The sequence below is a fragment of the Micromonospora humidisoli genome (assembly GCF_016900955.1).
Classification (GTDB): Bacteria; Actinomycetota; Actinomycetes; order Mycobacteriales; family Micromonosporaceae; genus Micromonospora; species Micromonospora wenchangensis.
Genome location: NZ_JAFEUO010000003.1, coordinates 390,305 through 415,973 on the forward strand (window position 1 = coordinate 390,305; position 25,669 = coordinate 415,973).

Annotated in this window: 27 protein-coding genes and 3 tRNA genes; 14 read left to right on the forward strand and 16 right to left on the reverse strand. The window is 73.0% G+C overall.

What is annotated here, in order from left to right; all coding sequences use genetic code 11:
* Window positions 1-123 precede the first annotated feature (123 nt).
* The 4 genes from purF (at window position 124) to amcA (ending at window position 4,308) form a co-directional block, all read left to right on the forward strand.
* Complete coding sequence (gene purF / locus JQN84_RS12465) at window positions 124-1,659, forward strand: amidophosphoribosyltransferase (protein ID WP_204958527.1); 1,536 nt, start codon at window positions 124-126, stop codon at window positions 1,657-1,659.
* Window positions 1,660-1,718: 59 nt separating this feature from the next.
* Window positions 1,719-2,873 carry a phosphoribosylformylglycinamidine cyclo-ligase gene (gene purM / locus JQN84_RS12470; RefSeq protein ID WP_204958528.1) on the forward strand — a complete coding sequence of 385 codons (1,155 nt, stop codon included), beginning with the start codon at window positions 1,719-1,721 and terminating at the stop codon, window positions 2,871-2,873.
* Window positions 2,874-3,002: 129 nt separating this feature from the next.
* Window positions 3,003-4,106 carry a cyclophane-forming radical SAM peptide maturase AmcB gene (gene amcB / locus JQN84_RS12475; RefSeq protein WP_305070839.1) on the forward strand — a complete coding sequence of 368 codons (1,104 nt, stop codon included), beginning with the start codon at window positions 3,003-3,005 and terminating at the stop codon, window positions 4,104-4,106.
* On the forward strand, window positions 4,075-4,308 hold the full coding sequence (gene amcA, locus JQN84_RS12480) for a multiple cyclophane-containing RiPP AmcA (protein WP_204958530.1): 234 nt from the start codon (window positions 4,075-4,077) through the stop codon (window positions 4,306-4,308). Before amcB ends, amcA begins: the two co-directional genes overlap by 32 nt.
* Window positions 4,309-4,488: 180 nt before the next feature.
* On the opposite strand, the gene JQN84_RS12485 is transcribed toward amcA, so the two are convergent.
* Entirely contained in the window at window positions 4,489-4,707 is a 219-nt protein-coding gene (locus JQN84_RS12485) for a DUF3073 domain-containing protein (RefSeq protein ID WP_088641959.1), read from the reverse strand.
* 340 nt (window positions 4,708-5,047) lie between these two features.
* Window positions 5,048-6,130 (reverse strand): Glu/Leu/Phe/Val family dehydrogenase, encoded by a 1,083-nt coding sequence (locus JQN84_RS12490; protein ID WP_204958531.1) that lies wholly within the window; start codon window positions 6,128-6,130, stop codon window positions 5,048-5,050.
* 211 nt (window positions 6,131-6,341) lie between these two features.
* Here JQN84_RS12490 and JQN84_RS12495 point away from each other — a divergent pair, with 211 nt between their 5' ends.
* Entirely contained in the window at window positions 6,342-7,181 is an 840-nt protein-coding gene (locus JQN84_RS12495; RefSeq protein ID WP_204958532.1) for a DUF8083 family protein, read from the forward strand.
* Between the two features lie 251 nt (window positions 7,182-7,432).
* Window positions 7,433-7,642, forward strand: a complete 210-nt coding sequence (locus JQN84_RS12500) for a BldC family transcriptional regulator (protein ID WP_007073996.1) — start codon at window positions 7,433-7,435, stop codon at window positions 7,640-7,642.
* Between the two features lie 115 nt (window positions 7,643-7,757).
* Here JQN84_RS12500 and JQN84_RS12505 read toward each other — a convergent pair whose 3' ends face one another.
* Entirely contained in the window at window positions 7,758-8,147 is a 390-nt protein-coding gene (locus JQN84_RS12505; RefSeq protein ID WP_204958533.1) for a PPOX class F420-dependent oxidoreductase, read from the reverse strand.
* 43 nt (window positions 8,148-8,190) lie between these two features.
* Between JQN84_RS12505 and JQN84_RS12510 the strand changes: the two genes are divergently transcribed.
* Window positions 8,191-8,973, forward strand: a complete 783-nt coding sequence (locus JQN84_RS12510) for a class I SAM-dependent methyltransferase (RefSeq protein WP_204958534.1) — start codon at window positions 8,191-8,193, stop codon at window positions 8,971-8,973.
* A gap of 32 nt (window positions 8,974-9,005) precedes the next feature.
* Here the strand turns inward: JQN84_RS12510 and JQN84_RS12515 are convergent, their stop codons facing one another.
* Window positions 9,006-9,308, reverse strand: a complete 303-nt coding sequence (locus tag JQN84_RS12515; protein WP_204958535.1) for a hypothetical protein — start codon at window positions 9,306-9,308, stop codon at window positions 9,006-9,008.
* Between the two features lie 169 nt (window positions 9,309-9,477).
* Between JQN84_RS12515 and JQN84_RS12520 the strand changes: the two genes are divergently transcribed.
* Both JQN84_RS12520 and JQN84_RS12525 read left to right on the forward strand, forming a co-directional pair.
* The gene (locus tag JQN84_RS12520) at window positions 9,478-10,332 is read left to right on the forward strand and encodes a 3-hydroxyacyl-CoA dehydrogenase family protein (protein ID WP_204958947.1); all 855 of its coding nucleotides are present in this window, start codon (window positions 9,478-9,480) and stop codon (window positions 10,330-10,332) included.
* Window positions 10,329-11,072, forward strand: coding sequence for an enoyl-CoA hydratase/isomerase family protein (locus JQN84_RS12525; RefSeq protein ID WP_204958536.1), 744 nt, complete (start codon window positions 10,329-10,331; stop codon window positions 11,070-11,072). Before JQN84_RS12520 ends, JQN84_RS12525 begins: the two co-directional genes overlap by 4 nt.
* 45 nt (window positions 11,073-11,117) lie before the next feature.
* Here the strand turns inward: JQN84_RS12525 and JQN84_RS12530 are convergent, their stop codons facing one another.
* Window positions 11,118-12,470 carry an ABC transporter substrate-binding protein gene (locus JQN84_RS12530; protein ID WP_204958537.1) on the reverse strand — a complete coding sequence of 451 codons (1,353 nt, stop codon included), beginning with the start codon at window positions 12,468-12,470 and terminating at the stop codon, window positions 11,118-11,120.
* 183 nt (window positions 12,471-12,653) lie between these two features.
* On the opposite strand from JQN84_RS12530, the gene JQN84_RS12535 reads away from it, so the two are divergent.
* Window positions 12,654-13,043, forward strand: a complete 390-nt coding sequence (locus JQN84_RS12535; RefSeq protein WP_204958538.1) for a hypothetical protein — start codon at window positions 12,654-12,656, stop codon at window positions 13,041-13,043.
* Window positions 13,044-13,094: 51 nt separating this feature from the next.
* On the opposite strand, the gene JQN84_RS12540 is transcribed toward JQN84_RS12535, so the two are convergent.
* Window positions 13,095-13,508 carry a hypothetical protein gene (locus JQN84_RS12540; RefSeq protein WP_204958539.1) on the reverse strand — a complete coding sequence of 138 codons (414 nt, stop codon included), beginning with the start codon at window positions 13,506-13,508 and terminating at the stop codon, window positions 13,095-13,097.
* A gap of 126 nt (window positions 13,509-13,634) precedes the next feature.
* On the opposite strand from JQN84_RS12540, the gene JQN84_RS12545 reads away from it, so the two are divergent.
* Window positions 13,635-14,351, forward strand: coding sequence for a DUF2786 domain-containing protein (locus JQN84_RS12545; RefSeq protein WP_204958540.1), 717 nt, complete (start codon window positions 13,635-13,637; stop codon window positions 14,349-14,351).
* Window positions 14,352-14,403: 52 nt separating this feature from the next.
* On the opposite strand, the gene JQN84_RS12550 is transcribed toward JQN84_RS12545, so the two are convergent.
* The 9 genes from JQN84_RS12550 to JQN84_RS12590 form a co-directional block, all read right to left on the reverse strand.
* The gene (locus JQN84_RS12550) at window positions 14,404-14,928 is read right to left on the reverse strand and encodes an SRPBCC family protein (protein WP_204958541.1); all 525 of its coding nucleotides are present in this window, start codon (window positions 14,926-14,928) and stop codon (window positions 14,404-14,406) included.
* A gap of 212 nt (window positions 14,929-15,140) precedes the next feature.
* Window positions 15,141-15,214, reverse strand: a tRNA-Phe gene (locus tag JQN84_RS12555).
* Window positions 15,215-15,316: 102 nt separating this feature from the next.
* Window positions 15,317-15,393 (reverse strand) — tRNA-Asp (locus tag JQN84_RS12560).
* 31 nt (window positions 15,394-15,424) lie between these two features.
* A tRNA-Glu gene (locus JQN84_RS12565) sits at window positions 15,425-15,497 on the reverse strand.
* A gap of 143 nt (window positions 15,498-15,640) precedes the next feature.
* Window positions 15,641-16,426: a polysaccharide deacetylase family protein gene (locus JQN84_RS12570; RefSeq protein WP_204958542.1), complete on the reverse strand. Its 786-nt coding sequence runs from the start codon at window positions 16,424-16,426 to the stop codon at window positions 15,641-15,643.
* Window positions 16,427-16,488: 62 nt separating this feature from the next.
* Window positions 16,489-17,442 (reverse strand): MerR family transcriptional regulator, encoded by a 954-nt coding sequence (locus JQN84_RS12575; RefSeq protein ID WP_204958543.1) that lies wholly within the window; start codon window positions 17,440-17,442, stop codon window positions 16,489-16,491.
* Window positions 17,432-18,067 carry an isopentenyl-diphosphate Delta-isomerase gene (idi, locus tag JQN84_RS12580; protein WP_204958544.1) on the reverse strand — a complete coding sequence of 212 codons (636 nt, stop codon included), beginning with the start codon at window positions 18,065-18,067 and terminating at the stop codon, window positions 17,432-17,434. Before idi ends, JQN84_RS12575 begins: the two co-directional genes overlap by 11 nt.
* Window positions 18,068-18,071: 4 nt before the next feature.
* Window positions 18,072-19,553, reverse strand: coding sequence for a phytoene desaturase family protein (gene crtI / locus JQN84_RS12585; RefSeq protein WP_204958545.1), 1,482 nt, complete (start codon window positions 19,551-19,553; stop codon window positions 18,072-18,074).
* A 28-nt stretch (window positions 19,554-19,581) separates the two neighbouring features.
* The gene (locus JQN84_RS12590; RefSeq protein WP_204958546.1) at window positions 19,582-20,736 is read right to left on the reverse strand and encodes a polyprenyl synthetase family protein; all 1,155 of its coding nucleotides are present in this window, start codon (window positions 20,734-20,736) and stop codon (window positions 19,582-19,584) included.
* A gap of 64 nt (window positions 20,737-20,800) precedes the next feature.
* Between JQN84_RS12590 and JQN84_RS12595 the strand changes: the two genes are divergently transcribed.
* The 3 genes from JQN84_RS12595 to JQN84_RS12605 all read left to right on the forward strand — a co-directional run bounded on the left by JQN84_RS12595 (window position 20,801) and on the right by JQN84_RS12605 (window position 24,653).
* A complete protein-coding gene (locus JQN84_RS12595) occupies window positions 20,801-21,712 on the forward strand; it encodes a phytoene/squalene synthase family protein (protein WP_204958547.1) in 912 nt (303 codons plus the stop codon).
* The gene (locus JQN84_RS12600; RefSeq protein ID WP_204958548.1) at window positions 21,709-23,031 is read left to right on the forward strand and encodes a cryptochrome/photolyase family protein; all 1,323 of its coding nucleotides are present in this window, start codon (window positions 21,709-21,711) and stop codon (window positions 23,029-23,031) included. The genes JQN84_RS12595 and JQN84_RS12600 overlap by 4 nt, the downstream gene beginning before the upstream one ends.
* 137 nt (window positions 23,032-23,168) lie before the next feature.
* The gene (locus JQN84_RS12605) at window positions 23,169-24,653 is read left to right on the forward strand and encodes a dihydrolipoyl dehydrogenase family protein (protein ID WP_204958549.1); all 1,485 of its coding nucleotides are present in this window, start codon (window positions 23,169-23,171) and stop codon (window positions 24,651-24,653) included.
* A gap of 134 nt (window positions 24,654-24,787) precedes the next feature.
* Here JQN84_RS12605 and JQN84_RS12610 read toward each other — a convergent pair whose 3' ends face one another.
* Entirely contained in the window at window positions 24,788-25,543 is a 756-nt protein-coding gene (locus JQN84_RS12610) for a crotonase/enoyl-CoA hydratase family protein (RefSeq protein WP_204958550.1), read from the reverse strand.
* Window positions 25,544-25,669: the final 126 nt, after the last annotated feature.

Here is a 25,669-nt window from a genome sequence, read left to right on the forward strand (position 1 = left end):
TGACTTTCTGTATCGACTCGTGTTCGCGTACACTGTCAGGCGACGACAGTGGTCCAGGGCCGAAAGGCGCGGAGCAGCCCCCGGCTCCGCCAGGCCAGTCCAGACCAGCATGAGGGAGCGGCAGTGCCCCGAGGCGATGGCCGGCTGAGCCACGACCTTGACCCCCAGCGACCCGGCCCCCAGGACGCGTGTGGCGTCTTCGGCGTCTGGGCCCCGGGTGAAGAGGTCGCCAATCTCACTTATTTCGGTCTCTACGCACTCCAGCACCGGGGCCAGGAGGCCGCCGGCATCGCGGTGAGCGACGGCTCGGGTGTGGTGGTCTACAAGGACCTGGGCCTGGTGGCCCAGGTGTTCGACGAGCCGACCCTGAAGAGCCTGCGCGGCCACCTGGCGATCGGGCACGCGCGTTACTCCACCACCGGCGGCTCGACCTGGGAAAATGCCCAGCCGACCATCCGGTCGACGACCTCCGGCACCACGATCGCCCTGGCGCACAACGGCAACCTGGTCAACACCGCCGAGTTGCAGAAGGAGGTCGCCGAGCGCGGCCTGCTCGACGACGGGGCCACCAACGACACCTCCCTGGTGACCATGCTGCTGGCCAGCCGCCCCGACCTGTCGGTGGAGGCCGCCGCGCTGGAGGTGCTGCCGCAGCTACGCGGCGCGTTCAGCTTCGTCTTCATGGACGAGTCGACCCTCTACGCCGCCCGCGACCCGCACGGCGTCCGCCCGCTGGTGCTCGGCCGGCTGGAACGCGGCTGGGTGGTGGCCAGCGAGACCGCCGCGCTGGACATCGTCGGCGCGAGCGTGGTCCGGGAGGTCGAGCCGGGCGAGCTGATCGCGATCGACGAGGAGGGCCTGCGGTCCAGCCGGTTCGCCGCGCCGGAGCCCAAGGGCTGCCTCTTCGAGTACGTCTACATCGCCCGCCCGGACGCCACCATCGCCGGCCGCAACGTGCACGCCGCGCGGGTGCAGATCGGCCGGCAACTCGCCAAGGAGCACCCGGTCGAGGCCGACCTGGTGATCCCGGTGCCCGAATCGGGCACGCCGGCCGCCATCGGGTACGCCGAGGCGTCCGGCATCACCTACGGCGCCGGCCTGATGAAGAACCCGTACGTGGGGCGGACCTTCATCCAGCCGTCGCAGACCCTGCGCCAGCTCGGCGTACGACTCAAGCTCAACCCGCTTCGGGAGAACGTGCGGGGCAAGCGGCTGGTCGTGGTCGACGACTCGATCGTGCGCGGCAACACCCAGCGGGCGATCGTCCGGATGCTCCGCGAGGCGGGCGCGCTGGAGGTCCACGTCCGGATCTCCTCCCCGCCGGTGAACTGGCCGTGCTTCTACGGCATCGACTTCGCCACCCGGGCCGAACTGCTGGCCAACGGGCTGGACAACGAGGGCATCCGACGCTCGATCGGCGCCGACACCCTCGGCTACGTCTCGCTCCCCGGTCTCATCGCCGCGACCGAACAGCCCAGGAGCAGGCTCTGCCGGGCCTGCTTCGACGGGGAGTACCCGATCGACCTGCCGGCCGGGAACCTGATCGGCAAGCACGTGCTCGAAGGGGTGGGCCGGCGGGTCGCCGACGCCCCTGACGCTCCGGAGCACCACACACCGCTCGTCGCCACTCCGGGCGGCGCGACCGCCCACCGCCCGTAGTACACCGGGGTCGCCCGGCCACCGTCGGCGCGGCACCGAGAACCACAAAGGGGAGAACCGTGACCTACGTGTCCGAGCGCAGCGGCGCAGGAAGCAGCCCGAGCGGTGCCGGTGGCGACCGCCAGCCCTGGACGGCGGGGACCGGCCGCACCACCCGCAAACGCTCGGTCTCGTACGCCGACGCCGGGGTGTCGATCGAGGCGGGTGACCGGGCGGTCGAGCTGCTCAAGTCGAAGGTGAAGGAGACCCGGCGGCCGGAGGTCATGGGTGACCTGGGCGGCTTCGCCGGCCTGTTCCGGCTGGACACCAAGAAGTACAAGAACCCGATTCTGGCGTCCTCCACCGACGGGGTGGGCACCAAGCTGGTCATCGCCCAGCAGCTCGACATCCACGACACGATCGGCATCGACCTGGTCGCGATGGTCGTCGACGACCTGGTGGCGTGCGGGGCCGAGCCGCTGTTCCTGCTCGACTACATCGCCACCGGCGAGGTCGTGCCGGACCGGGTCGCCGAGATCGGTGCCGGCATCGCCGACGGCTGCCGGTACGCCGGCTGCGCGCTGCTCGGCGGCGAGACCGCCGAGCACCCGGGTGTGCTGCGTCCCGACGAGTACGACGTCTCCGCGACCGGGGTCGGCGTGGTCGAGGAGAGCGAGATCCTCAGCCCGGACCGGGTCGAGGTGGGCGACGTGGTGATCGCGATGCGCTCGTCCGGCCTGCACTCCAACGGCTACTCCCTGGTCCGGCACGTGCTGCTCGGGGCCGGCCGGATGCGGCTGGACGTGGTGATCGACGACTTCGGCCGGCAGCGCACCCTCGGCGAGGAGCTGCTCACCCCGACCAAGATCTACGCGCAGGACTGCCTGAAGCTGATCACCGAGGCGGAGGTGCGCTCGATCGCCCACGTCACCGGCGGCGGCATCCCCGGCAACCTGGTCCGGGTGCTGCCCGAGCACGTCGACGCGGTGGTCAACCGGGCCACCTGGAAGCCGCAGCCGATCTTCGACCTGATCCAGTCCAAGGGTCGGATCGACGACCCGGAGATGGAGTCGACGTTCAACATGGGCGTCGGCATGTTCGCCATCGTCTCCGCCGAGGACGCCGACCGCGCGCTGGCCACCCTGGCCGGCCGGGGTGTGGACGCCTGGCAGGCCGGCGAGATCATCGAGGGCACCGGCAACGTGCAGATGATCGGCCAGCACACCCGGGGCTGACCGGCGGGGCTGCTCGGCCGGACGCCTGGTCGGGGGTTCACCCGAGCGGCCGTCGCCGCCTAGCCTGAAGGACACTTCGGGCATGGGGGAGGAGGGTCGATGGCTGCTCGGTGCCGGTCCGCGACGGGCATGCAGGGGATCGCGGCGATCCCGTCGTACGTGGTGATGCAGCCGACGACGCTGTGCAACCTCGACTGCGCGTACTGCTATCTGCCGCACCGGTCGGCCGACCGGCGGATGCCGCTCGCGGTGGCCGAGGCGGTCGCCGCCGCGGTGACCCCGTGGCTGGCGCGGGGGCGGTTCTCGGTGGTCTGGCACGGTGGTGAGCCGCTCGCCGCCGGCCGGGAGCACCTGGCGGCGCTGATCGCCGCGTTCCCCGCCGGGGTGGAGCACCACGTGCAGACCAACGCCACCCTGATCGACGACGCCTGGTGCGCGTTCTTCGCCGCGCACGGGGTGCGGGTGAGCGTGAGCGTGGACGGTCCGGTCGCCCGCAACGGCGACCGGGTGACCCGGGCCGGCCGGCCGGCGTACGACCGGATCGTCCGGGGGGTCGCGGCGCTGCGCCGGTACGGCCTGCCGTTCTCGGCGCTGGCGGTGGTGAGCCGGCCGACGCCGGGGCTCGCCACCGAGCTGTACGACTACTTCCTCGACCTGGGTTGTGACGTGCTCGGGCTGAACATCGAGGAGACCGAGGGGGTCAACACCCGCAGCAACGCGCACGACGCGGCGACGGTGACCGCGTTCTGGGCGGAGCTGGTGGCGGCCTGGCGGCGGGCACCGAGGGTGCACCTGCGGGAGGTCGAGTGGTCGCTGCGGTACGCGGCGGCGGTGCTGGCCGGTGCGGAGGGCGACCTGCTGCCCCGGCAGCTCGACCCGATCCCGACGATCGGGTACGACGGCTCGGTGACCGTGCTCTCCCCCGAGCTGGCCGGCTTCACCGACGCCCGGTACGGCGACTTCAGCAGCGGTAACGTGCTGGCCACCCCGCTGGCCGAGATCCTGGCCGGGGCGGCGGGAACGGGCTGGGTGGGTGAGTTCCTCACCGGCGTCGAGGCGTGCCGGTCGTCCTGCCCGTACTTCGGCTTCTGCGGCGGTGGCCACGCGGCCAACCGCTACTTCGAGCAGGGGCGGTTCGACGGTACGGAGACCGAGCACTGCCGCAACAGCAAGATCCGCCTATTGGAGGGAGTGTTGGAGCATGCCCGAGACCACGAGTCACCAGCCGGCTGAGCGGGTCGGGGTCGGCCCGGACCAGGTCGCCGACCGGGTGCGGGAGGCCGCTTCGGGGCTCTCCGCCCTGCTCCACGAGGCCGAGGCCGCGCGTCGCCACCGGGCGGAGGTGTCGGACCCGGAGGGTGCCGGCGCGGTCTGCGCCTGGAACCACTTCGAGAACATCCCGACCTTCTACAACTGGAACAACCGGCCGCGCTGAGCGGTGGTGACGGCCTCGTCGTACGGCGGCGGGCCCCGGCCACCCCGATCAGGGACCGCGCCTACCTGCCGGAGCGTGTTCCGGGGGTGGCGGGTCCCTGATCGTCGGTGGTGACGCTGCTCTGGTCGGGCACATGCGTGAGCACGCGGAAAGTTGCCGCGTGCTCAGTGTGACCGGAGGTCAGCGGGTCGGAGGAGCCCAGGGGTCCGGGTCGTCGTCCGCATGATCCTCATCGTCGTCGTCGACATACTCTTTGTAGTCGTCGTCGAAGTGCTGCTCAGACTTCCCACCAGCACCCGCCAGTTCGCGCTGCAAGGCGGTGAGGTCGGTGTTCGGGGAGTGGTACTTCAACTCCCGCGCCACCTTCGTCTGCTTGGCCTTAGCACGGCCGCGCCCCATGGCTCGACCCCCTCGCACAGAATGCGGGGCAGCCCGAAGGCGGGCCCCGATGACGTCAGGCATCTCTCGTGGCTCTTACGGTACATGGGGATGCCACCGTTCGGCACCTCGGGTTACCGTCTGCCGGCCCTGCGCGTCGCAGTCACCCACCCGTCACCGAGTGTACCCGGTAAGGGGTCAGTGGCGAACCGCCCATGACGCCGGTCAAGCAGCCCCAAAAGCCGCGAAACGCCATGCTAGCGCGTGGTCCACCCGCCGGGGCCGACAGCCGCACGGAAACCGGGCCGGTACGGGTGGTCGCGTCCCGGGCGCGGACCGTCACCGCGCCCGGGACGTGGGCTCAGCCCAGGTGGATGGCGCGCAGCCGACCCACGTCGGCCATCCGGCGCTCGGCCAGCCGGTCGGCGGCCACCGCCGGCGGCACCCCCTCGTCGTCGGCCAGCCGGAGGATCTGCCGGGTGGTGTCGAAGATCCGGGTGGCCCGCAGCTTGGCCCGGTCGAAGTTGAAGCCCTCGATCTCGTCCGCGACCTGGATGACCCCACCGGCGTTGACCACGTAGTCGGGGGCATAGAGGATGCCCCGGTCGGCGAGGAGCTTCTCGATGCCGGGATGGGCGAGCTGGTTGTTGGCCGCGCCGGCGACCACCCGGGCCCGCAGGGCCGGCACGGTGTCGTCGTTCAGGGCGCCGCCGAGCGCGCACGGGGCGTACACGTCGATGTCGGCGGCGACCAGCGCGGAGGCGTCGGCGACCAGGGCGACCCCGGGGTGGTTGGTCCGCGCCCACTCCAGCGCCCGCGGGTCGACGTCGGTCGCCACCACCTCGGCCCCGTCGTCGACCAGGTGCCCGGTCAGGTGCCTGCCGACCTTGCCCAGCCCGGCCACCCCGACCCGGCGTCCGCGCAGGCTCGGGGTGCCCCAGACGTGCTCGGCGGCGGCCCGCATCCCCTGGAAGACGCCCCAGGCGGTGAGGACCGAGGAGTCCCCCGCCCCGCCGTGCTCCACGCTGCGCCCGGTGACGTACCGGGTCTCCCGCGCGATCACGTCCATGTCGGCCACGTAGGTGCCCACGTCACAGGCGGTGTAGTAGCGCCCGGCCAGGGACTGCACGAACCGTCCGTACGCGCGCAGCAGCGCCTCGCTCTTGACCTGGTTCGGATCGCCCCAGATGACCGCCTTGCCACCGCCCAGGTCCAGCCCCGCCAGCGCGTTCTTGTACGCCATCCCGCGCGACAGGTCCAGCACGTCGGCCAGCGCCGCCTCCTCGCTGGCGTACGGGTAGAACCGGGTGCCGCCGAGCGCGGGCCCCAGCGCGGTCGAGTAGATGCCGATGATCGCCTTGAGGCCGCTCTGCCTGTCCTGACAGAAGACGACCTGCTCGTGGCCGGCCGGTCCGGGGTCGTCGGTGCTCACGAATACGCCCATGGCTCGCTCCTGTGTCGGTGTACGCCCTTGTGGGGCGTGGACCCGGTCGCCGGCGGGGATGCTGCCGGCGCTGGTCAGCCTAATATCGGTCGGGAACCGGGCCGTCGTCCACGTCGTGCGCCACCGGGCCGGCCGGGAGCCGCCCGCCGGGTGTTCCGGTCGCGCACGACGGCAGCGGCACCGGTACCGGGTTTCGTGAAAGGATCGCGCGGTGCCGTCGCTCTTCGCTTCTTACCTGCGCGTGTACGAGCCGCTGACCGCCTTCGACCGGGACCGTCAGTCGTACTGGCGACGCTACGTTCGGGAGGGGCGGGCGGTGGCCCCGTTGGAGGGGCCGGGCCGGCAACGGACCGCGGTCATCGCGGCCCTCGGCGCGGGCTGGACCCGGCTGCCCGACCTGCCTGACGAGGCGTACGTGCTGGAGGTCGACGACGCGCTGCTGGTCTGCCCGTGGAACCTGCGGGTCCGGGTGGCCGAGGCGGCCCTGAGCGCCCGGGAGGGGGTGCCGTCGGTGATCGCCGACGCGTTCGTCCCACCGATTCTGGCCGGGCAGGCCAAGACGGTGGTGGAGGACTGGCGCAGCGGCGCCCGGGTGCTGGAGCACGGGGTGCCCCGGCTGCACGAGCAGATCGCGACCTGGGGCGTGCCGCTGCGGTGGTTCGTGCTCGTCGAGGCGGGCGAGCGGGAGCTGGTCACCCGGCCGGAGCGGCGGACGCTGCGCTACCGCACGGAGATCTCCAAGGCCCGGCGGCGGGCCTCGCGGGCGCTGTCGGTGCTCAAGAAGTCGGTCGGGGCCGCGCCGATCACCGAGGCGGTCGAGGAGGCCGCCCGCTGGCTGGAGGAGTTCCATCCCCGCTCGGTGGTCGAGTTGGACTACGGCGGCCTGGTGCAGTTGCTCTCCGACGAGACGCTCGCCGCTGACGATTCGCCGGAGTTGGTGGCAGGCGGCCTGGCCGGGCTCTCCCGGGGCGAGACCGACGAGGCGTCGGCGGCGTACGACCGGTTGGTGGCCAGGTGGCGCGCGATCCAGCTGCTGGAGCGGTGCAATTAACCAGATATCGCCCATTCCTCCTGTCAATTATGAGTCATACTCGTAGTTGACGCATCACGAACCGTGATCATGAGTCCGAATAAGGTACTTTCTGCCGTGTAAAAGTCAGATAAATCGGGCATGGTTCATCCGTCCGTCTAGGGACCTTCGGCCGTTCGGCCCATGTCGGACATCGGGGACTAGCCGGACCATGGGAGACGCGTCGGCCGGCGGGACCCCGGCCGATGTCTATCCATGTGGAGGAGTGACCGATGGCATCGCGAACGCACGAACCAGAGCCGCTACTCACGCCGGCCGAGGTGGCGTCGATGTTCCGTGTCGACCCGAAGACGGTGACCCGGTGGGCCAAGGCGGGGAAGCTCAGCGCGATCCGAACCCTGGGCGGACACCGTCGGTACCGTGAGTCGGAGGTGCGGGCGTTGCTACAGGGCCAGATCCCCCAGCAGCGCCAGGGGGACTGACCCGGTCAGAACGTTACGGACCTCAGGGGCGGGCGGACGTCGCAGCAGCGACGTACCACCGCCCCTGAGTCGTTCTCCACCCCCGGGCAGTGCCACCGGCGCGGCCGGCACCCGGTCACCCGGGCGGAGCGGTCAGGCTGATCCGGATGCCGACGGTGCCCGCCTCGCCCCGGCGCAGCCGGCTGCCGAGCAGGGTCAACCGCCCCAGCAGCCGGTACTTGCGCTTGAGCAGGTCGCGTACCCGGCCGCTCTCCTGCGGGCCGCAGAGCACCGCGTGACCCGGCACCGCCTCACCCAGCGGACGGCCGCGCACGTCGCACGGGGCCACCGTCACCGTGCCGTCCCGCCTGATCCGCTTGACCTTGCCCGAGTCGGCGACCGTCCAGACCGCCAGCGTGTCGTCGTCGCGGACCGCCCAGACCGGGGTGGACACCGCACGGCCGTCCTTGCGGAACGTCGTCAGCAGGACGTACTTCTCCGCCGCCAGGCGGTCCAGGTCGGTCACGCCGCCCAGGATACGGCGGCCGGACCCGGATAGCGTGCAGGTCGTGAGCGGAGAACCTCGACTCGGCGACGTGTTCGGCGAACTGCTGCGCGACGCGTACGCGGTGCACACCGGGATCGGCCCCCGGCCGCTGGTCGGCGGGCGGCTGCCCCGACCGGTCATCGAGATCATCGAACGGGACGACGGACTGGTCAACGGGGCCCCCGCCGCGCACTACCTGGACGGGCCGGAACACTGGCAGCCGTACGACCACCGGGCCGTGGACCGGACCCGGGGTGCCACCCTGGACGTCGGGGTGGGCGGCGGGCGGATCGCGCTGCTGCTCCAGGAGCGCGGCATCCCGGTGACCGGGCTGGACACCTCACCGGGGGCGCTGCGGGTCAGCCGGCACCGGGGGGTCCGGGACCTCGTCCTCGGCACCGTCGACGAGCACGTCGCCGACGGCCGGCGCTACGACACGTTCCTGCTGCTCGGCAACAACCTGGGGCTGTTCGAGGGGCGGGAGCGGGCCCCGGCGTTCCTCGCCGCGCTGGCCGCCCTGGCCCGGCCCGGCGCGCAGGTCATCGCACACGGCACCGACCCGTACGGCACCACGGATCCGGTGCACACCGGCTACCACGAGCGGAACCGGCGGCGGGGTCGACTCGGCGGGCAACTGCGGCTGCGGCTGCGCTACCGCGAACTGGGCACCGAGTGGTTCGACTACCTGGTGTGCTCCGCCGAGGAACTGGCCGAGCTGGTCCGGGGCACCCCGTGGCAGCTGACCGACGTGGACGACCGCGACGCCCCGTACTACCTGGCCACCCTTCGGTTGCGTGGCAGGTGAGCGGGGGCCCGGTCGGGCCCCCCGCCCTCCGGTCAGACCTGGACGGTCGGCGGGAGCTGCTCCGGGGGGAGGCCACCGTCGCCGTCGACCACCTCGTCCGGGGTGCCGTCCTCGTCGAGGTCGACCATGGTGATGTCGACCTTGCCGTCGCCGTCGGTGTCGAACTGGAACAGGTCCGCCCGGCCGTCGCCGTCGGTGTCCACCACCCACACGTCGGTCTTGCCGTCGTTGTTGGTGTCGGCGCGGAGCAGGTCGACGCGCTCGTCGCCGCGCGTCTCCACGACCGCCGTGCCGTCGGTGGTGCCGCTGTCCACGGTCTCCGGTGCCTGGCTCATGTCGACTGGTTCCTTCCCTTGACGTTGGGCCGTCAGTACCCGGTGCGGCGGTCCCCCACGCATGCCGCCGGGAACGGTGCTGCATAGGGTCGCACCCATGAGCCAGCGGAGCGAGCGGCAGGGCGTGCCGGAGACCCCGCACGCCGCCGTACGCAGTGAGGGAGCGTCCATGAGTCGTCTTGTCGTCGTCGGGGCCGGCACGATGGGGCTCGGCATCGCCTACGTGGCGGCCGGCGCGGGCTACCCGGTCGAACTGGTCGAGGTGGACCGGGGGCGGGCCGAGGCCGCCGCCGTCCGCCTCGACGAGCTGTGTGAACGGGCGGTGCAGCGCGGGAAGCTCGCTGCCGACGAGGCTGCCGCGCAGCGGGCCCGGATCACCCTGCGCGGCGCGCTCGCCGAGGTCGCCCCGGCACCGGAGGTGATCGTCGAGGCGGTGCCCGAGCGGCCCGACCTGAAGCGGTCGGTGCTCGCCGAGGCCGAACGGCTGCGCCCGGCGCTGCTGGGCAGCAACACCTCCAGCATCCCCATCGGTGAGCTGGCGCAGGGGCTGGCCCGGCCGGAGTCCTTCCTCGGATTGCACTTCTTCAACCCGGTCTGGGCGATGACCCTGCTGGAGGTGGTGGTCGGCGCGGCCACCGCGCCGGAGACCACCGCGGCGGCGGTCGCGCTCGCCGGTCGGCTGGGCAAGGACCCCGTCGTCGTACGCGACCTGCCCGGCTTCGCCACCTCCCGGCTCGGGGTGACCCTCGGCCTGGAGGCGATCCGGATGGTCGCCGACGGGGTGGCCGCACCGGCCGACGTGGACAAGGCGATGGTGCTCGGCTACCGGCACCCGGTCGGCCCGTTGGAGCTGACCGACCTCGTCGGGCTCGACGTGCGGCTGGACATCGCCCGTACCCTCCAGGCCGCCTACGGTGACCGGTTCGCCCCGCCCCCGCTGCTGGTCGAGATGGTCGCCGCCGGAAAACTCGGCAAGAAGTCCGGCCAGGGCTTCTACGTGTGGAAGGACGGTCGCCGGCAGTGAGCGGGCTACGGGTGCAGGAGCTGCCCGACCGGGTGGTGGTGACGCTGGACCGGCCGGAGAAACGCAACGCCATCGACGCCGACCTGATCGGCGCGCTGCACGACGTCTGCGCCGCGCTGGAGGCCCGGCCCCGGCTGCTGCTGCTCACCGGCGGCACCGACGGGCTCTTCGCCGGCGGGGCCGACATCGGTCAACTCCGCGAGCGGGGCCGGCTGGACGCGCTCGCCGCGATCAACTCGGCCGCCTTCGCCCGGCTGCGGGCGCTGCCGATGCCGAGCGTGGCGGCGGTGGACGGCCCCGCGCTGGGCGGCGGCGCGGAACTGGCGTACGCCTGCGACCTGCGGGTGTGCACGGCACGGGCGGTCTTCGGCCAGCCGGAGGTGCGGCTGGGCATCCTGGCCGGCGCGGGGGCGACCCACCGGTTGCCGGCCCTGGTCGGTGAGGGCCGGGCCAAGGAACTGCTCTTCACCGGCCGCCGGGTGGACGCCGACGAGGCGCTGCGGATCGGCCTGGTCAACCGGGTGGTGGCCGAGCCGGCCGAGCTGCTGCCCACGGCACACGGGCTGCTCGACGAGATGGCGAAGGGTTCCGCGCTGGCGCTGCGGCTGACCAAGCTCGCGGTGGACGCCCCGCCCGGTGCCCACCCGCAGCTCGACCTGGTCAGCCAGGCGGTGCTCTTCGAGGACGAGGAGAAGCACCGCCGGATGACCGAGTTCCTGGAGCGTCGCCGGCCCCGGTGAGCCGGGAGCGGGGGCGGCACCGGACCGGTGCCGCCCCCGCCGGTGTCAGTGGCGGATCGGCACGCCCGCGTCGGCCAGCGCCTTGATCAGCCCGGCGGACTCACCGAAGCCGATGACCAGGACCGCCTCCGGCTGGTAGTTCTTGATCTCGCCGGCCAGGCTGCCGAAGTCGACGGGCGGGGCCTTGGCGTCGGCCGGCGGCTCGTAGGTGAGCAGCTTCACCCGGTCGTTGCCGAAGCCGGCCCGCTCCAGCTCGGCGCGGACGGTCTCCTGGAGGCCCTCGCCGTAGGAGTCCTTACGGGCGACCACCACGATCTTGTGCGGGCCGTCGCGGAGGATCACGTCGGCCAGCGCCCGGCCCTGGAGGCTGTCCGGCGGCGCGGTCCGGAAGTAGAGGCCCTTGTCGTCGGCCTGGCTCAACCCCGCGTCGGTGTTGGATGGCGAGAAGAGGATCTTGCCGGCCGCCACCACGTCAGGCAACACGGCGGCGGAGATCCCGGACGCGGCGGCCCCGATGATGACCTGCACCTTGTTCTTGACGTGCGAGGCCACGGTGGCCTTGGCCACGGCCGGGTTGGTGCCGTCATCACCGTCGAACCAGGTCACCGGATCACCGAGCACCCCACCCGCGGCGTTGATCTCCTTGATCGCCAGCGCCACGCCGGCGGCCAGCGGCGGATAGGCCAGGGCCAGGTCGCCGGTCTTGGGCAGCAGGCCGCCGATGATCAGCGGGGAGCCGTCGCTGCGGTCGTTGCCCCCGCCCCGCTGCTTCTTCGCCTTCGGTGCGGCCTTGGTGCTGACCCCGGACTCGTCCCCGGCACCGACGAACTCGGTCTTCGCGTCGTTGATCTTCTGGTTGTCGAAGTGCAGGGTGGCGTAGCTGGCGGTGGCCGGCTCCCCGAGATCGGTGAAGCCGGCCCGGTTCAGCGACGGGCCACGGTATTCGATGTCCTGACCGTCCCGGGCCAGGGCCAGGCAGCTCGCCGCGTCGGTGCAGCGCTGGCCGTTGGTGGTCACCCCGACGATCTGCTTGGCGATGTCGGCCGGATCGGTGCTGCCGGCGAGCTGGGCGGCCAGCGCGCTGATCATGACCGCGTCGTACGACTCCGCCGCATAGAGGTAGTCGGTCAGCTTCGAGTCGACGGTACGGAGCCGCTGCTTGAAGTCGTCGCTGAGCGGCGTGAGCGGGGTGGTGCCCTTCATGCCGTCGACGAGGTCGGCCCGGTCCTTCAACTCGGCGGCGAAGGAGTTCTGCATGTTGCCGTCGGTGCCGTACAGACGCACCTGCGGAGTGGCCGCCTCCTCGGGCTTGTCGGTCGTTCCACACGCGCTGACGGCGAGCAGCAACGACGCACAGGCCGCCAGGATGGCCGCGCGCGGGCCGCGGGTTACGAGCATGGTGGTCCTTCCTCCGGCGCAGGTCCGGTGCGCACCATAGCGTGCCGGCAGGGGCCGTGGGAGCAGGGAGGCGGCCCCCGTCGCCGGCCCGACAGTGCAACGCACGCTCCGTTACGCTGTGCCGGCAGGTGGTCACCGTTTCCGGGGTCCGCCCGCTTGACCTGGCGTCCTACTGTGCCGCAGGTGACCGACGTACCGGATCAGACGCTCGCCGACGCTACCGCCGTACTCCATTCGGCGCTGAACGGGGACGGCGAAGCCGTGGTCGGCACATTCGACGCCGTGGTGGACCGGTCGGGGCTCGCCGGGGCGTACACGGTCGCCTGGACCCTGGCCGCGACGATGGTCGGTGACCCGCCGCCGCCCGGCAGCTGCGCGTTGGACTTCCCCGGCATCGACGAGGCAGGGTACGACACCCGCTGGGTGGCCCGGTTCGTCAGCGCGTACGCCAACCACGACGCCGACACCGGCGAGGCGCTGTTCGGGGCGGCGGTCGCCGACGGGCAACTGCCGGACTGCCTGCTCACCCTCGCCGGCTCGGCGGTGGCGACGCTGCGCAGCCGGGCCGGCTGACCCGCCCGGCCCCACCGCCCGTCCCCACGGCGGCAGGGCCGACGGCAGGGTTCAGTACGCGTGGTACGCCACCAGCGGCTCGTACTCGTAGCGCAGGTTGGAGAAGCGGACCTTGAAGTTCGCGCCGTCGCGCACGTTGGTGGCGACGGTGATCCAGTCCGACTTCGCCGGCAGGTAGGTGAGGTAGTTGCACTTGCTGGTCTTGTCGATGAAGACCACGCACGCCTCGGTGCCGAACTCGCTGCTGTTCTTGACGTTGACGTCCTGGCACCTGGTGCTCGCCTTGTAGGGCCCGGCGTCTCCACCCCACCCGCCGACCTGGAAGTATGAGCGGACCGCCCCGCCGTAGCAGGTGGCGGCCGACGCGAAGAGGTTCGTCTCCGGCGCGGCGTGCGCGGGTGCGCCGTACCAGAGCAGGGGCAGGGTGGCGACGATCGCTGTCAGGCGGGCGGTCCGGGATGCCATGGTGGTGCCTCCAGGGAAGAGGACGGACCCTGTGTCGTGGACAGGGCGCGGTGAGTGGCGATGATATCTGTCGATCTCCGATCCCGCTGTGACAGACCGGTGAACCTTCTGTGGTACCAGTGACGCATGTCCGAGGCGATGCTCAGCAAGGTGCGCAAGCTCCTGGCCCAGGCCGAGGACCCGGCCTGCACCGCCGCCGAGTCGGCCGCGTTCACCGCCAAGGCCACCGAGTTGATCGCCCGGTACGGCGTCGACCGGGCCCTGCTGGCCGCCCGCGACCCGACCACCGACCCGGTCGGCGACCGGGTGGTCGACGTCGTCGCCCCGTACGCCAGGGACAAGGCCGGGCTGCTCGCCGCGGTGGCCGACCCGCTGCGCTGCCGCTGCGTACGCCGACCCGACGGCAGCGGGTTCGTGCTGCACCTGTTCGGCTTCGCCAGCGACCTGGAACGGGTCGACCTGCTCTTCACCTCGTTGCTGGTGCAGGCCGCGCACGGGCTCGCCGGCACCGTGGTCCCCTCCGGCGAACACCCGGCCGCGTTCCGCCGCTCCTGGCTGGCCGGCTTCGCCCGGGTGGTCGCCGAACGGCTCCGGGCCGCCGAGGCGGGTGCGGCGGCCGAACGCGGCACGCCCTCGGTCGCGCTGGTGCTGGCCGACCGCTCGGACCGGGTGGCCCGCCGGGTCGCCGAGGTCTATCCCCGGCTACGGACCGCGCCGACCCGCCGGCTCGCCGGCTCCGGGTTCGGCGCGGGCGCGGCGGCCGGCCACCGGGCCGACCTCGGCGGTCCCGATCCGGTCGGCCGCCCGACCGGTCGGACACCCCTCGGTGGCCCGCCCCGCTGACCGGCCTGGTTCTCCCGGGTCGGGCCGGCGGACCTCGGCCGCGTGGCGTCGCTCAGCGCGGGTCGGGGACGGCCCGGGTGAGGGTGTCCAGGTAGCGGCCGAGCAACTCGTGCCAGCCGGCGGTCAACGCCGCGCGGTAGCCCTCGGCGGCCTCACCGTGCCTGTCGAAGTGGCGGTGCTCCAGCTCGATGCGGGTCCGCCCCGACTCGTCCGGCAGGAACAGCACCTCCACCTCGCTGGCCCGCGCCGGATCGGGCACCGGCACCCGGTCGGGGCCGAGCTGCCAGGTGAAGACGAGCCGCCGCGGCGGGTCCCAGGTGAGCACCCGTCCCCAGTCGCCCCGGAAGCCGTACGGGCCGATCTCGTAGAGCATGCCGCCGGCCCGGGGTTCCATCCCCAGCTCGGCCAGGGCCGCCGGCCCCGACCAGGTGTACTCACGGACCCACCAGTCGGCCAACGAGCCGGTGAAGACCGCGAACGCCCGCTCGGCGGGGGCGGGGACGAGGAGCGTGGAGCGCAGCGAGTACCGGTCGACGTCCTGACGGACGCCTTCCGGATTCACGTTCTCCTGCCCCATAGGCCCGGACCATACCGGCTGGGGGTGCGCTCTGCAGCGCCCCTTACCGGCTCTTTTCGGTCAGTGGGCAGCCAGCGACCCAACGAGGGTGCTGGATCTTCCGGGGTGGGTCGCCTGCTGCGGTGGTCGATGCCGGGGCAGGGCCGGATACACGAAAACGGTGACCGCGTTTCCGCAGGTCACCGTTTTCTGTAGCCCGGCGAAAGGCTATGTGGCCAGGGGCGGGGTCGAACCGCCGACCTTCCGATTTTCAGTCGGACGCTCGTACCAACTGAGCTACCTGGCCTGGTGCTTCGGGACATGGTACCCGGAGGGCGGGTTATCCGCCGACAGGGTGCCTCGCCCCGATACGCAGAACGCCGCGCACTGGTACACGCGGCGTCGGCGCTGGCGGTCCTGACGGGACTTGAACCCGCGACCTCCGCCTTGACAGGGCGGCGAGCACTCCAACTGCTCCACAGGACCTTGCTCTGTTGCCTCCGGCTGAGCCGGACCGTGCCCCCAACGGGATTCGAACCCGTGCTACCGCCTTGAAAGGGCGGCGTCCTGGGCCGCTAGACGATGAGGGCGGCCCCGCCATCATTGCACACTCGCAACTTCAAGCGGACTTGCTCCCATCCGGCCCCGCCGGAGGCATGAGAAGCATATGCCATGCCCCGGCGGTCGACCAAACCGGTATGCCCGCCGGGGTGCGGCCCGGCAAAGCAGCAGGTCAGCGAGGTGGAGCGATGCCGAAACGGCGCTTGAGGTCGCCGATGACCTGCGGCACGGCACCCAGGGTGCGGCTCCGGTCGCCCCCGCCGTCGTGCATCAGCACCACCGCACCGGGGCGGGAGGCACTCCTGATCCGCCCGGAGATCACCCCGGACGTGGGCTTCGCCCAGTCCTGGGGGTCGACGGTCCAGTGCAGCGACCGCATGCCGAGTTCCTTGGCGACCTGCACCACCTCCGGCGTCCACCGGCCACCCGGCTGGCGGTAGAACGGCACCTTCGCGCCCGGGACCGCCTTGGTGATGGCCTGGTTGGTGCGCACCAGGTCGGCCCGGATGTCGGCGACCGGCCGGCGGCCCAGGTCGACGTCGTGGTGCCAGCTGTGGTTGCAGAGCTGGTGCCCCTCCCGGACGATCCGGGCCACCAGCTCCGGGTGCTTGCGCACCTGGGTGCCGACCACGCAGAACGTCGCCTTCACCTTGTTCGCCCGCAGCTGGTTGAGCACCCGGGGCGTCCAGGTCGGGTCGGGGCCGTCGTCGAAGGTCAACGCCACCGCGCGTACCCCGGTCGCCTTGCGCAGCCCGGCGGGGAGCGTCTTGGGCTTCGGCCGGAGCCGGGGCTTCGGCTTGGTGGGCGACGGCTTCGGGGACGGGGTGTGGGCCGGCTCCGGTGCGGTGGTGGTCGGGGCGGGCGCCGCTGCCGGCCGGACGTTCCGGTGCTGGTCGCCGCAGCCGGCGACCAGCAGGAGCAGGCCGAGGGCGACCGCCAGAACGGGGCGTGAACGCATCGTCACTCCGGGGGATGGGGTACGCGGACGGCCCCGACGGTAGTTCACGAAAGCGAAATATGTCAGGCCCGGTCGGCCCCCGTCGACTGGTCCAGCGAGTCCCGTACGGCCAGCGCGAGCGAAACCGCCTCGGCCAGGTCGACCGGGCGGACCACCCCGGCGGGCAGCGTGTCGGCCCGCCAGCCCGGCCCGGCGGCGAGCACCAGCAGCGGCCGGCGGGGCACCGCGAGCAGTGCGGACAACTGCGCCGGATCGGCGGTCGGCCGGGTGTGCGACCAGACCACCACCGCCGCCGGCCCGGTCCGGTTGACCGCCTCGACGAGTGCCGCCGCCGGCACCCGGGCACCGAGCATCCGGTAGGCCACCCCCGCCTCGGCCAGCGCTGCGGCGAGCGCCTCCAGCGGCAGGGTGTGCTGCTCCTCGTCGGCGCAGGAGAGCAGGATGCGGGCCGGTCCGGTGGCCCGGCCGGACCGGGCGACCGCCGCGAACGCCTCGGAGACGCACCGGGACACCAGGTGCTCCACGTCGATCAGGCCGGCGGTGGCGACGTGCCGTTCCCCGATGCCGGCCAGCACCGGCCGGAGCAACCCCTCCCAGGTGGCGACGACCCCGTCGGCGGCCAGGGCGTGCGAGATCGTGTCGCTGATCACTTCCGCGTCCAGCCGCATGGCGGCGCGGGCCAGTCCCCGGGCCGCCGGTCCGGCCCGGCCGACCGGGATGGTCTGCCCGCCGCCGTCCCGGCCGTTGCCGGCCCGTAGCCGGGAGGTGACCCCGGGGCCGGGGACGACCGGCCCCTGTTTCGCCCAGCGGGCCGCCTCCGCCGGGGTTACCCCCTCGGCGGTGAGCTTGCGCATGATCTCCAGGCGGGCCAGGTCGGCAGGAGTGTAGCGCCGGTGGTGGCCCGGGACGTGCTGGCTGGGGCCGAGGCCGTAGCGCTGGTGCCAGGTGCGCAGCGTGGTGACCGCCACACCCAGGCGGCGTGCCACGGCCCCTGCGCTCAGCGGCTCATCGGCCACCCGACCGCTCCGACGCGTGGTCCACCCGGTGGCCGGACGGGGTGGCGGAGGCGGCACGGGGGCCGCCTGCGGGGGCGTCGGGGCCGGCCGGAGCCGGGTGGAGCAGCCGGCTCACCACCCCGCCGAGCCAGGGGGCGTACGCGCGCGGATCGGCGTCGATCTCGGCCAGCAACCGGGTCGGGTCAGCCCAGCGCAGCTCGGCCACCTCGTCCGGATCGGGTGCGAGAGGCAGGTCGACGGGCACGTCGGCCCGGAGCACGTGGTCGTACTCGAACTCGACCCGACCGGTGGCCGGGTCCTCGGCGTAGTAGAGGTAGACACCGACCCCGGTCAGCGACACCGGCCCGGTGCCCAGTTCCTCGGCGAGCCGGCGGTTGGCCGCCTCGGCCAGGGACTCGCCCGGCAGCGGGTGCCCGCAGCAGGAGTTGGCCCAGCGCAGCGGGAACCGGGTCTTCACCTCGGCCCGTCGTTGCAGGAGCACCCGGCCGTCCGGGTCGACCAGCAGCACCGAGAAGGCCCGGTGCAGCTGGCCGGGCGCCTGGTGGGCGGCGGCGACGGTGGCCTCACCGAGCACCTGACCGGTGTCGTCGACCAACTCGACGAGGTGGCCCTCCCGGGATTTCACCTGGTCACCGACCCGCGCCGGTGATGCGGTTGGCGGCCAGCTTGCCGGAGATCAGCACCATCGGCACGCCCACGCCCGGCTGGGTGCCGGAACCGGTGAAGACCACGTTGGGCAGGCCGCGGTGCAGGTTGGACGGGCGGAACGGCCCGGTCTGGAAGAGGCTGTGCGCGGCGGCGAACGGCGTACCGGCGGCCATTCCCTGCTCCTCCCACTCGGCGGGGGTGATCGTACGCAACACCTCGATGCCGGCGCCGAACCCGACGTACCCGCGTTCCTCCAGGGTGGTGACGAGCTGGTCGGCGTAGCGCCGGCTCAGGTCACCCCGCCAGTCGAACGGGGCCCGGTCGAGGTTGGGCACCGGGGCCAGCACGTAGTAGGTGTGCCGGCCGGCCGGGGCGACCGACGGGTCGGTCCGGCTCGGGTTGGTGACCAGCAGCGAGGGGTCGGTCATCAGCTCGCCGCGCCCGATCACCTCGTCGAAGGTGCCCTTCCACGACCGTCCGAAATGGATGTTGTGATGAGCGATCTTCCCATACCCCTGGGTCGATCCGACGTGCAGGACGACGCAGGATGGCGAGTAGGTCAGCTTCCGCTGCCGACCCCCGGGCAGCAGGTCGCGGTAGGCGACCGGCAGGTCCGGGTTGAGCACCACCACGTCGGCCGGGACCAGTTCGCCGTCGGCGGTGACCACGCCGGTGGCGCGGCCGTTGGCGGTCTCCACCCGGGCGACAGTGGTGTCGTAGCGGATCTGGACGCCGTGCTTCTCGGCCGCGCCGGCCATCCCCCTGGCGACGGCGTGGATGCCGCCGCGCGGGAAATAGACCCCGGCCACCGAGTCGAGGTACGCGATGACGCTGTAGATGGCCAGCGCGTCGTGCGGCGCGAGCCCGGCGTACATCGCCTGGAAGGAGAAGATCCGCTGGGTGCGGGGATCGGAGAAGAACTGGTTGATCTTGGTCTGGAGGCGGCGGAACGCCCCGTTCGCCAGCAACTTCAGCAGGTTGCCGGTGAGCAGGTCGGTCGGGGCGTCCAGGTTGCGGTCGATGAAGTCGGCCCGCTCCCAGTTCCACAGGTTGCGGGCGTAGTCGACGAACCGCAGGTAGCCGTCGGCCTCGCGGGGTCCGCAGACCCGGGAGATCTCGGCCGCCATCCGGGCGGTGTCGGTGATCACGTCCAGGGTGGAACCGTCCGGGTAGTAGGCCCGGTAGGCGGGGTCCAGCGGGGTCAGGTCGAGCCAGTCGTGCAGTTCCTCGCCGACCGCGCCGAGCGCCTCGGCGATCAGGTCGGGCATGGTGAGCACGGTGGGGCCGGTGTCGAACTCGTACCCGTCGACGCTGAGCCGCCCGGCCCGGCCGCCCGGCACCGGTTCGCGTTCCAGCACGGTCACCTGCCGGCCGCTGCCGGCCAGGTGCAGCGCGCACGCCAGCCCACCCAGGCCCGCGCCCACGACCACCACCCGGTCCGTACGTCCCGTCACGGTCCGCACGCGACCACCTCCTTCACGAAGTTGCCCATCATGCCCGCCGCGTGGTGGCGGCGGTGGCGAGACCGGTCAGCGCGGTGCGCGCGGTCTCGTCGATCGACGCGGTCTCCAGCGCGGCCAGCGCGTCGGCGACCCGGTCGGAGATCATCAGTTCCACCCGGGCGACCGCCCCGGTGTCGGCGACGAGTTCGGCCAGCCGGGCCAGCTCCCGACCGCCGGTGACGCCGCCGGCCCGCTCCAACGCCCGCCGCTGGCTGCCGGTGGCGAGTTGCCGGGCGAGCATCAGCAGCGTGGTCGGCTTGCCGGTACGCAGGTCGTCGCCGGCCGGTTTGCCGGTGGCCGCCGGGTCGCCGTAGACGCCGAGCAGGTCGTCGCGGAGCTGGAACGCCTCGCCGACCGCCAGCCCGTAGCGGGTGTACGCGGCGATCAGCGGCGTGTCGGCGTCGGTGCCGGCCAGGCAGGCGCCGAACAGCAGCGGACGCTGCACGGTGTAGCTGGCCGTCTTGTAGCGGGCCACCCGCAGCGCCCGGTCCACCGACCAGTTCGCCGCGTCGTTCTCGCCGAGCACGTCGAGGTACTGCCCGGCGATGGTCTCGACCCGCATCTGGTCGTAGCAGCGCCGCACCTCCATGAGCCGGGACGGCGGCACGGTGGCGTGGGCGAGCAGCCGGTCGGCCCAGACCAGGCAGAGATCGCCGATGAGGACGGCGACCGACTCGCCGAACCGGTGCGGGTCGCCGGTGTGGCCGGCGGTGACGTGCCGCTCGGCGGCGGCCCGGTGCGCGGTGGGCAGGCCGCGCCGGGTGTCGGAGGCGTCCATCACGTCGTCGTGCACCAGAGCGAAGGTGTGCAGGAGTTCCAGTGCGGCGAGCGCGGGCAGCACGGCGGGCAGCGGCTCGTCACTGCCCACCACCCCCCGCCAGCCCCAGTAGGCGAAGGTCGGGCGGACCCGCTTGCCGCCGGCCAGCACGCAGTCACGTGCCGTCGCGGCGAAACCGCCCATCGCTGCGTCGATCTCCGTCAGCGCATCGACCTCACGGGCGAGGAACGCCGACAGCGTGTCGTCGACGCTGTTGACCAGGTCGCGGGCGTAAGCGGCCAGTACGCCGCGGACCGGATCGTCCGTCGCTTCCGGCTGTGCCGGTGCGACGCGGAGCGCATTACCCGCAACTGCGTCGTTGGCCATGTGGGGGAGCGTACCCTAGGGTTACGAGTTGCGTCGATTGCTGCGTCGAATCCGAGGAGGCCCGGTGGACACCGATCTCACCGCTGCCTATGCCCGCTCCCAGGAGCTGCACCGACACCACGGCCGCACCTACTATCTCGCCACCCGGCTGCTGCCCGCTTGGAAACGGCGGCACGTGCACGCCCTGTACGGATTCACCCGCTACGCCGACGAGATCGTCGACCGCACCGAGGACCTGCCGCCCGCCGAACGCGCCGCCCGGCTGGACGCCTGGGGTGCCCGTTTCGTCGCCGGCCTGCACGGCGAACCGGTCGACGACCCGCTGCTGCCGGCGGTGCTGCACACCATCGCCGTGTTCGACCTGGACCGCGCCGACTTCGCGTCGTTCCTGCGCAGCATGGCGATGGACCTGACCGTCATGTCGTACCCGACCTACGACGACCTGCTCGACTACATGGAAGGGTCGGCCGCGGTCATCGGGACCATGATGCTGCCCATCCTCGGCAGCTCCGACCCGGCCGCCGCCCGGGAACCGGCCCGGCAGCTCGGGTTCGCCTTCCAGCTCACCAACTTCATCCGGGACGTCGCCGAGGACCTCGACCGGGGCCGCACCTACCTGCCCGACGAGGACCTGGCCAAGTTCAACGTCACCCGCGAGGACCTGCTCGCCGCGCGGGCCGCCGGCCGCAGCACCGACCGGATCCGCGACCTCGTCGAGTACGAGGTCACCCGCGCCCAGGCCCACTACGCCGCCGCCGCACCGGGCATCACCCTGCTCGCCCCCGCCTCCCAGGCGTGCATGCGCACCGCCTACGCCCTCTACGGCGGCATCCTCGACGAGGTCGCCGCCCAGGACTACGACGTATTCGTCCAGCGGGCCGTGGTGCCCCAGCGGCGACGGCTGGCGGTGGCCGCGAAGGCGCTGCTCACCCGTAACGGCACCCCGGTCGTGGTGCCCGGCCCGGCGGTGTCGTGAGCGGCCGTACGGCGGTCGTGCTGTTCACCCGCGACCTGCGGGTGCACGACCACCCGGCACTGGCGACGGCCTGCGCCGCCTTCGACCGGGTGGTGCCGCTGTACGTCCTCGATCCGGCCCTGGCCGGCCACTCGCCCAACCGCAACCGGTTCCTGCACCAGTGCCTCGCCGAACTGCGGGACACCCTGCGCGGGCTCGGCGGCGACCTGGTGATCCGCCGGGGCGACCCGGTGGCCGAGACGATCCGGCTCGCCCGCGAGGTCGACGCCGAAGGGATCGGCCTCTCCGCCGACGTCAGCCGCTACGCCCGCCGTCGGGAACGCCGGCTGCGCGCCGAATGCGACAGGCACCGGCTGTTCCTGCGGTTGTTCCCCGGCGTCACCGTCGTCGAACCGGGGGAGCTGCGGCCCGGCGGCGGCGACCACTACCGGGTGTTCACCCCGTACCACCGGGTCTGGTCGGGGGCGCGGTGGCGGGAGGAGCTGGCCGCGCCCCGGCGGGTCACGCTGCCGGACGGGATCGCCGTCGGTCGGCTCCCGGCGGCACCGAAGGGCGAGTCGCCGGACGCCGTGGTCGGCGGCGAGTCCGTCGGGCGACGCCGGCTCACCAGGTGGTTACCCACCCTTCCCCGGTACGACGACATCCACGACGACCTGGCCGCCGACGAGACCTCCCGACTCAGCCCGTACCTGCGGTTCGGCTGTCTGTCCCCGCTGACGGTGGCGAACCGGGCCGACGACCGGGGGCACCCGTTCGTCAGGCAGCTCTGCTGGCGGGACTTCTACCACCAGGTCACCGCCGCCTTCCCGGAGATCGCGGTCAAGGCGTACCGGCGCGGGGCCACCGAGCAGTGGCGGTACGACGCGGCGGCGCTGGACGCCTGGGCCGACGGCCGCACCGGCATGCCGATCGTCGACGCCGGGATGCGCCAACTGCACGCCGAGGGCTGGATGCACAACCGGGCCCGGCTGATCACCGCCGGCTACCTGACCAAGGTGCTCGGCCTCGACTGGCGGCCCGGCCTCGCGGTCTTCTCCCGCTGGCTGCTCGACGGCGACGTGCCCGACAACTCAGGCAACTGGCAGTGGGTGGCCGGCACCGGCAACGACAGCCGCCCCTACCGGGGCCTGAACCCCGTCCGCCAGGCCGAACGCTACGACCCCGACGGCGGGTACGTGCGCCGCTGGGTGCCGGAGCTGGCGACGGTCGCCGGCAAGGCCGTGCACCAGCCGTGGCGGCTGCCCCCCGAGGTACGCCGCACCATCGACTACCCGCCGCCGCTGGAGGTGCCCGGCGCCGACCCGGTCTGGCTGCGCTGATCCGGGCCGGCCCCGCTGCCCGGTCCGGTCCCGCCGGCCGTCGTCGGCTGCGCCGGCCCGGGGCGGTCGGCGCACCGGGGCGGGAATTCCGGGGTGGACCGGTGGCCGGGGGCGGGGCGGTGCGGAATGCTGGCGGGATGGCAGAGCCGGAACTGGTGGACGTGGTCGTGGTCGGGCTCGGCGTGGGCGGCGAGGAGGTGGCCGGGCGACTCGCCGAGGCCGGCCTCAGCGTCGTCGGCGTCGAACGGGACCTGGTCGGCGGGGAGTGCCCGTACTGGGGCTGCGTCCCCAGCAAGATGATGATCCGGGCGGCGAACGCCCTGGCCGAGGCCCGCCGGGTTGACGGGCTGGCCGGGTCGGCGCAGGTCCGCGCCGACTGGGCCCCGGTGGCGAAGCGCATCCGGGAGGAGGCCACCGACACCTGGAACGACCGGGCCGCGGTGGACCGGTTCACCGGCAAGGGCGGCCGGTTCCTGCGCGGCAGTGGCCGACTTGACGGCCCCGGCCGGGTCCGGGTCGGCGACCAGGTGTTCCAGGCCCGGCACGGCATCGTCCTCGGCACCGGCACCCGCCCGTCGATCGCGCCGATCGACGGGCTGGCCGGCACGCCGTACTGGACGAACCACCAGGCGATCGAGGTGGCGGAACTGCCGGCGAGCCTGCTGGTCCTCGGCGGTGGGGCGATCGGGGCGGAACTGGCGCAGGTCTTCGCCCGGTTCGGGGTCGCGGTGACGGTGTTGGAGGCGTCCGGTCGGATCCTCGCCCTGGAGGAACCGGAATCGTCCGAGGTGGCCGCCGCCGCGCTGCGCGCCGACGGGGTGGAGATCGCCACCGAAGTCCGGGCCGACCGGGTCGAGCACGACGGCGACACGTTCACCGTGCACGCCGGTGACCGGTCGTTCAGCGCCGAGAAACTGCTGGTGGTCACCGGCCGCCGGGCCCACCTGGACGAACTGGGGCTGGACACCGTCGGGATCGACGCCGGGCAGCGTTACCTGCCGGTTGACGACCGGATGCACGTCACCGACGGGATCTGGGCGGTCGGCGACGTGACGGGCGAGGGCGCGTTCACCCACATCGCCATGTACCAGGCGTCGATCGTGGTCGCCGACGTGCTCGACGGGGTCCGGCGGGCCGAGGCCGGCCCCGACGCCAGCGGCACCGCCAGCGTGGTCGGTGGCGCCATGGGCGCGGCCAGCGCCGTCGGGGGTTCGATGGGCGCGGCCGGCCCGAGCGGCGCAGCCGGCACCGTGCCCCGCGCCGACTACCGGGCACTGCCCCGGGTCACCTTCACCGACCCCGAGGTGGGCGCGGTCGGGCTCACCGAGCGGCAGGCCCGCGAGCGGGGCATCAACGTGCAGGTCGGGTTCACCGAGCTGTCGTCGTCCACCCGGGGCTGGATCCACAAGAGCGAGCCGGGCGGCTTCATCAAGGTGATCGCCGACGCCGACCAGGGGGTGCTGATCGGGGCGACCTCGGTCGGCCCCGCCGGCGGCGAGGTGCTCTCGGCGCTGGTGGTGGCGGTGCACGCGGCCGTACCGGTCAGCCAGCTCCGGCACATGATCTACGCGTACCCGACGTTCCACCGGGCCATCCAGAGCGCCCTGGACGATCTGAGCTGAACCCGGCGCACCGGCCGGCCCGGCTCACCGCCGCGCCGGCCGGCCCGCCCGCATCCGGTGCCCCCGCCCGGCGGTACGCCCGGCCGGGACCGCTGCGTGGCCCCTGATCGCGCGGTGGCCGGGGGCGGGCCGACTCACTCGCCGTGGCGGCCGGCACCGGCGGCGAAGCGGGCCGCGCCGGCCGGCGCGTCGGACGCGAGCGAGTCCATCCCGTAGGCGAGCTCGATGGCGAGCGCCTCCGGTTCGGGCCGGCCCTCCCCGGCCAGCACCGACGCCCGGTCGTTGCGCAGGCAGGTCTGCGGATGCCCGGCGATCTCGGCGGCCAGCCGTTCGGCCACCGTCCGTGCCTCACCCGGCGCGACCACCCGGTTCACCAACCCCATCGCGTACGCCTCGTCGGCGGGCACCGGACGGCCGGTGAGGATCAGGTCCATCGCCCGGCTCCGGCCGATCAGCCGGGGCAGCCGTACGGTGCCGCCATCGATCAGCGGCACCCCCCAGCGTCGGCAGAACACCCCGAGCACCGCGTCCGACTCGGCGACCCGCAGATCGCACCAGAGCGCCAGTTCCAGGCCGCCGGCCACCGCGTACCCGGAGATCGCCGCGATGACCGGCTTGGACAGTGCCATCCGGGTCGGACCCATCGGGCCGTCGCCGTCGGGCTCGACCCGGTTGCCGCTCGGCGTGCCGATGGCCTTGAGGTCGGCGCCCGAGCAGAACGTGCCGCCCGCGCCCCAGAGCACCGCGACCCGGGCGTCCGGGTCGGCCTCGAACGCGCGGAACGCGTCGGCGAGCGCCCGCGCGGTCGGCCCGTCGACGGCGTTGCGGGACGCCGCCCGGTCGAGGATCACCGTGGTCACCGCCCCGTCCCGGACAACATGCACCGCCATCCCTCCAGCATCCCGCACGCGCCGCGCCCGTGGGTCGTGGCGCTGGTGGGGCGATGTTGCGGTGTCCCGGGGCGCTGATGCCGCTGTCGAGACTCCGTTGAGTGGATCTTCGTGGCCGAAACGACG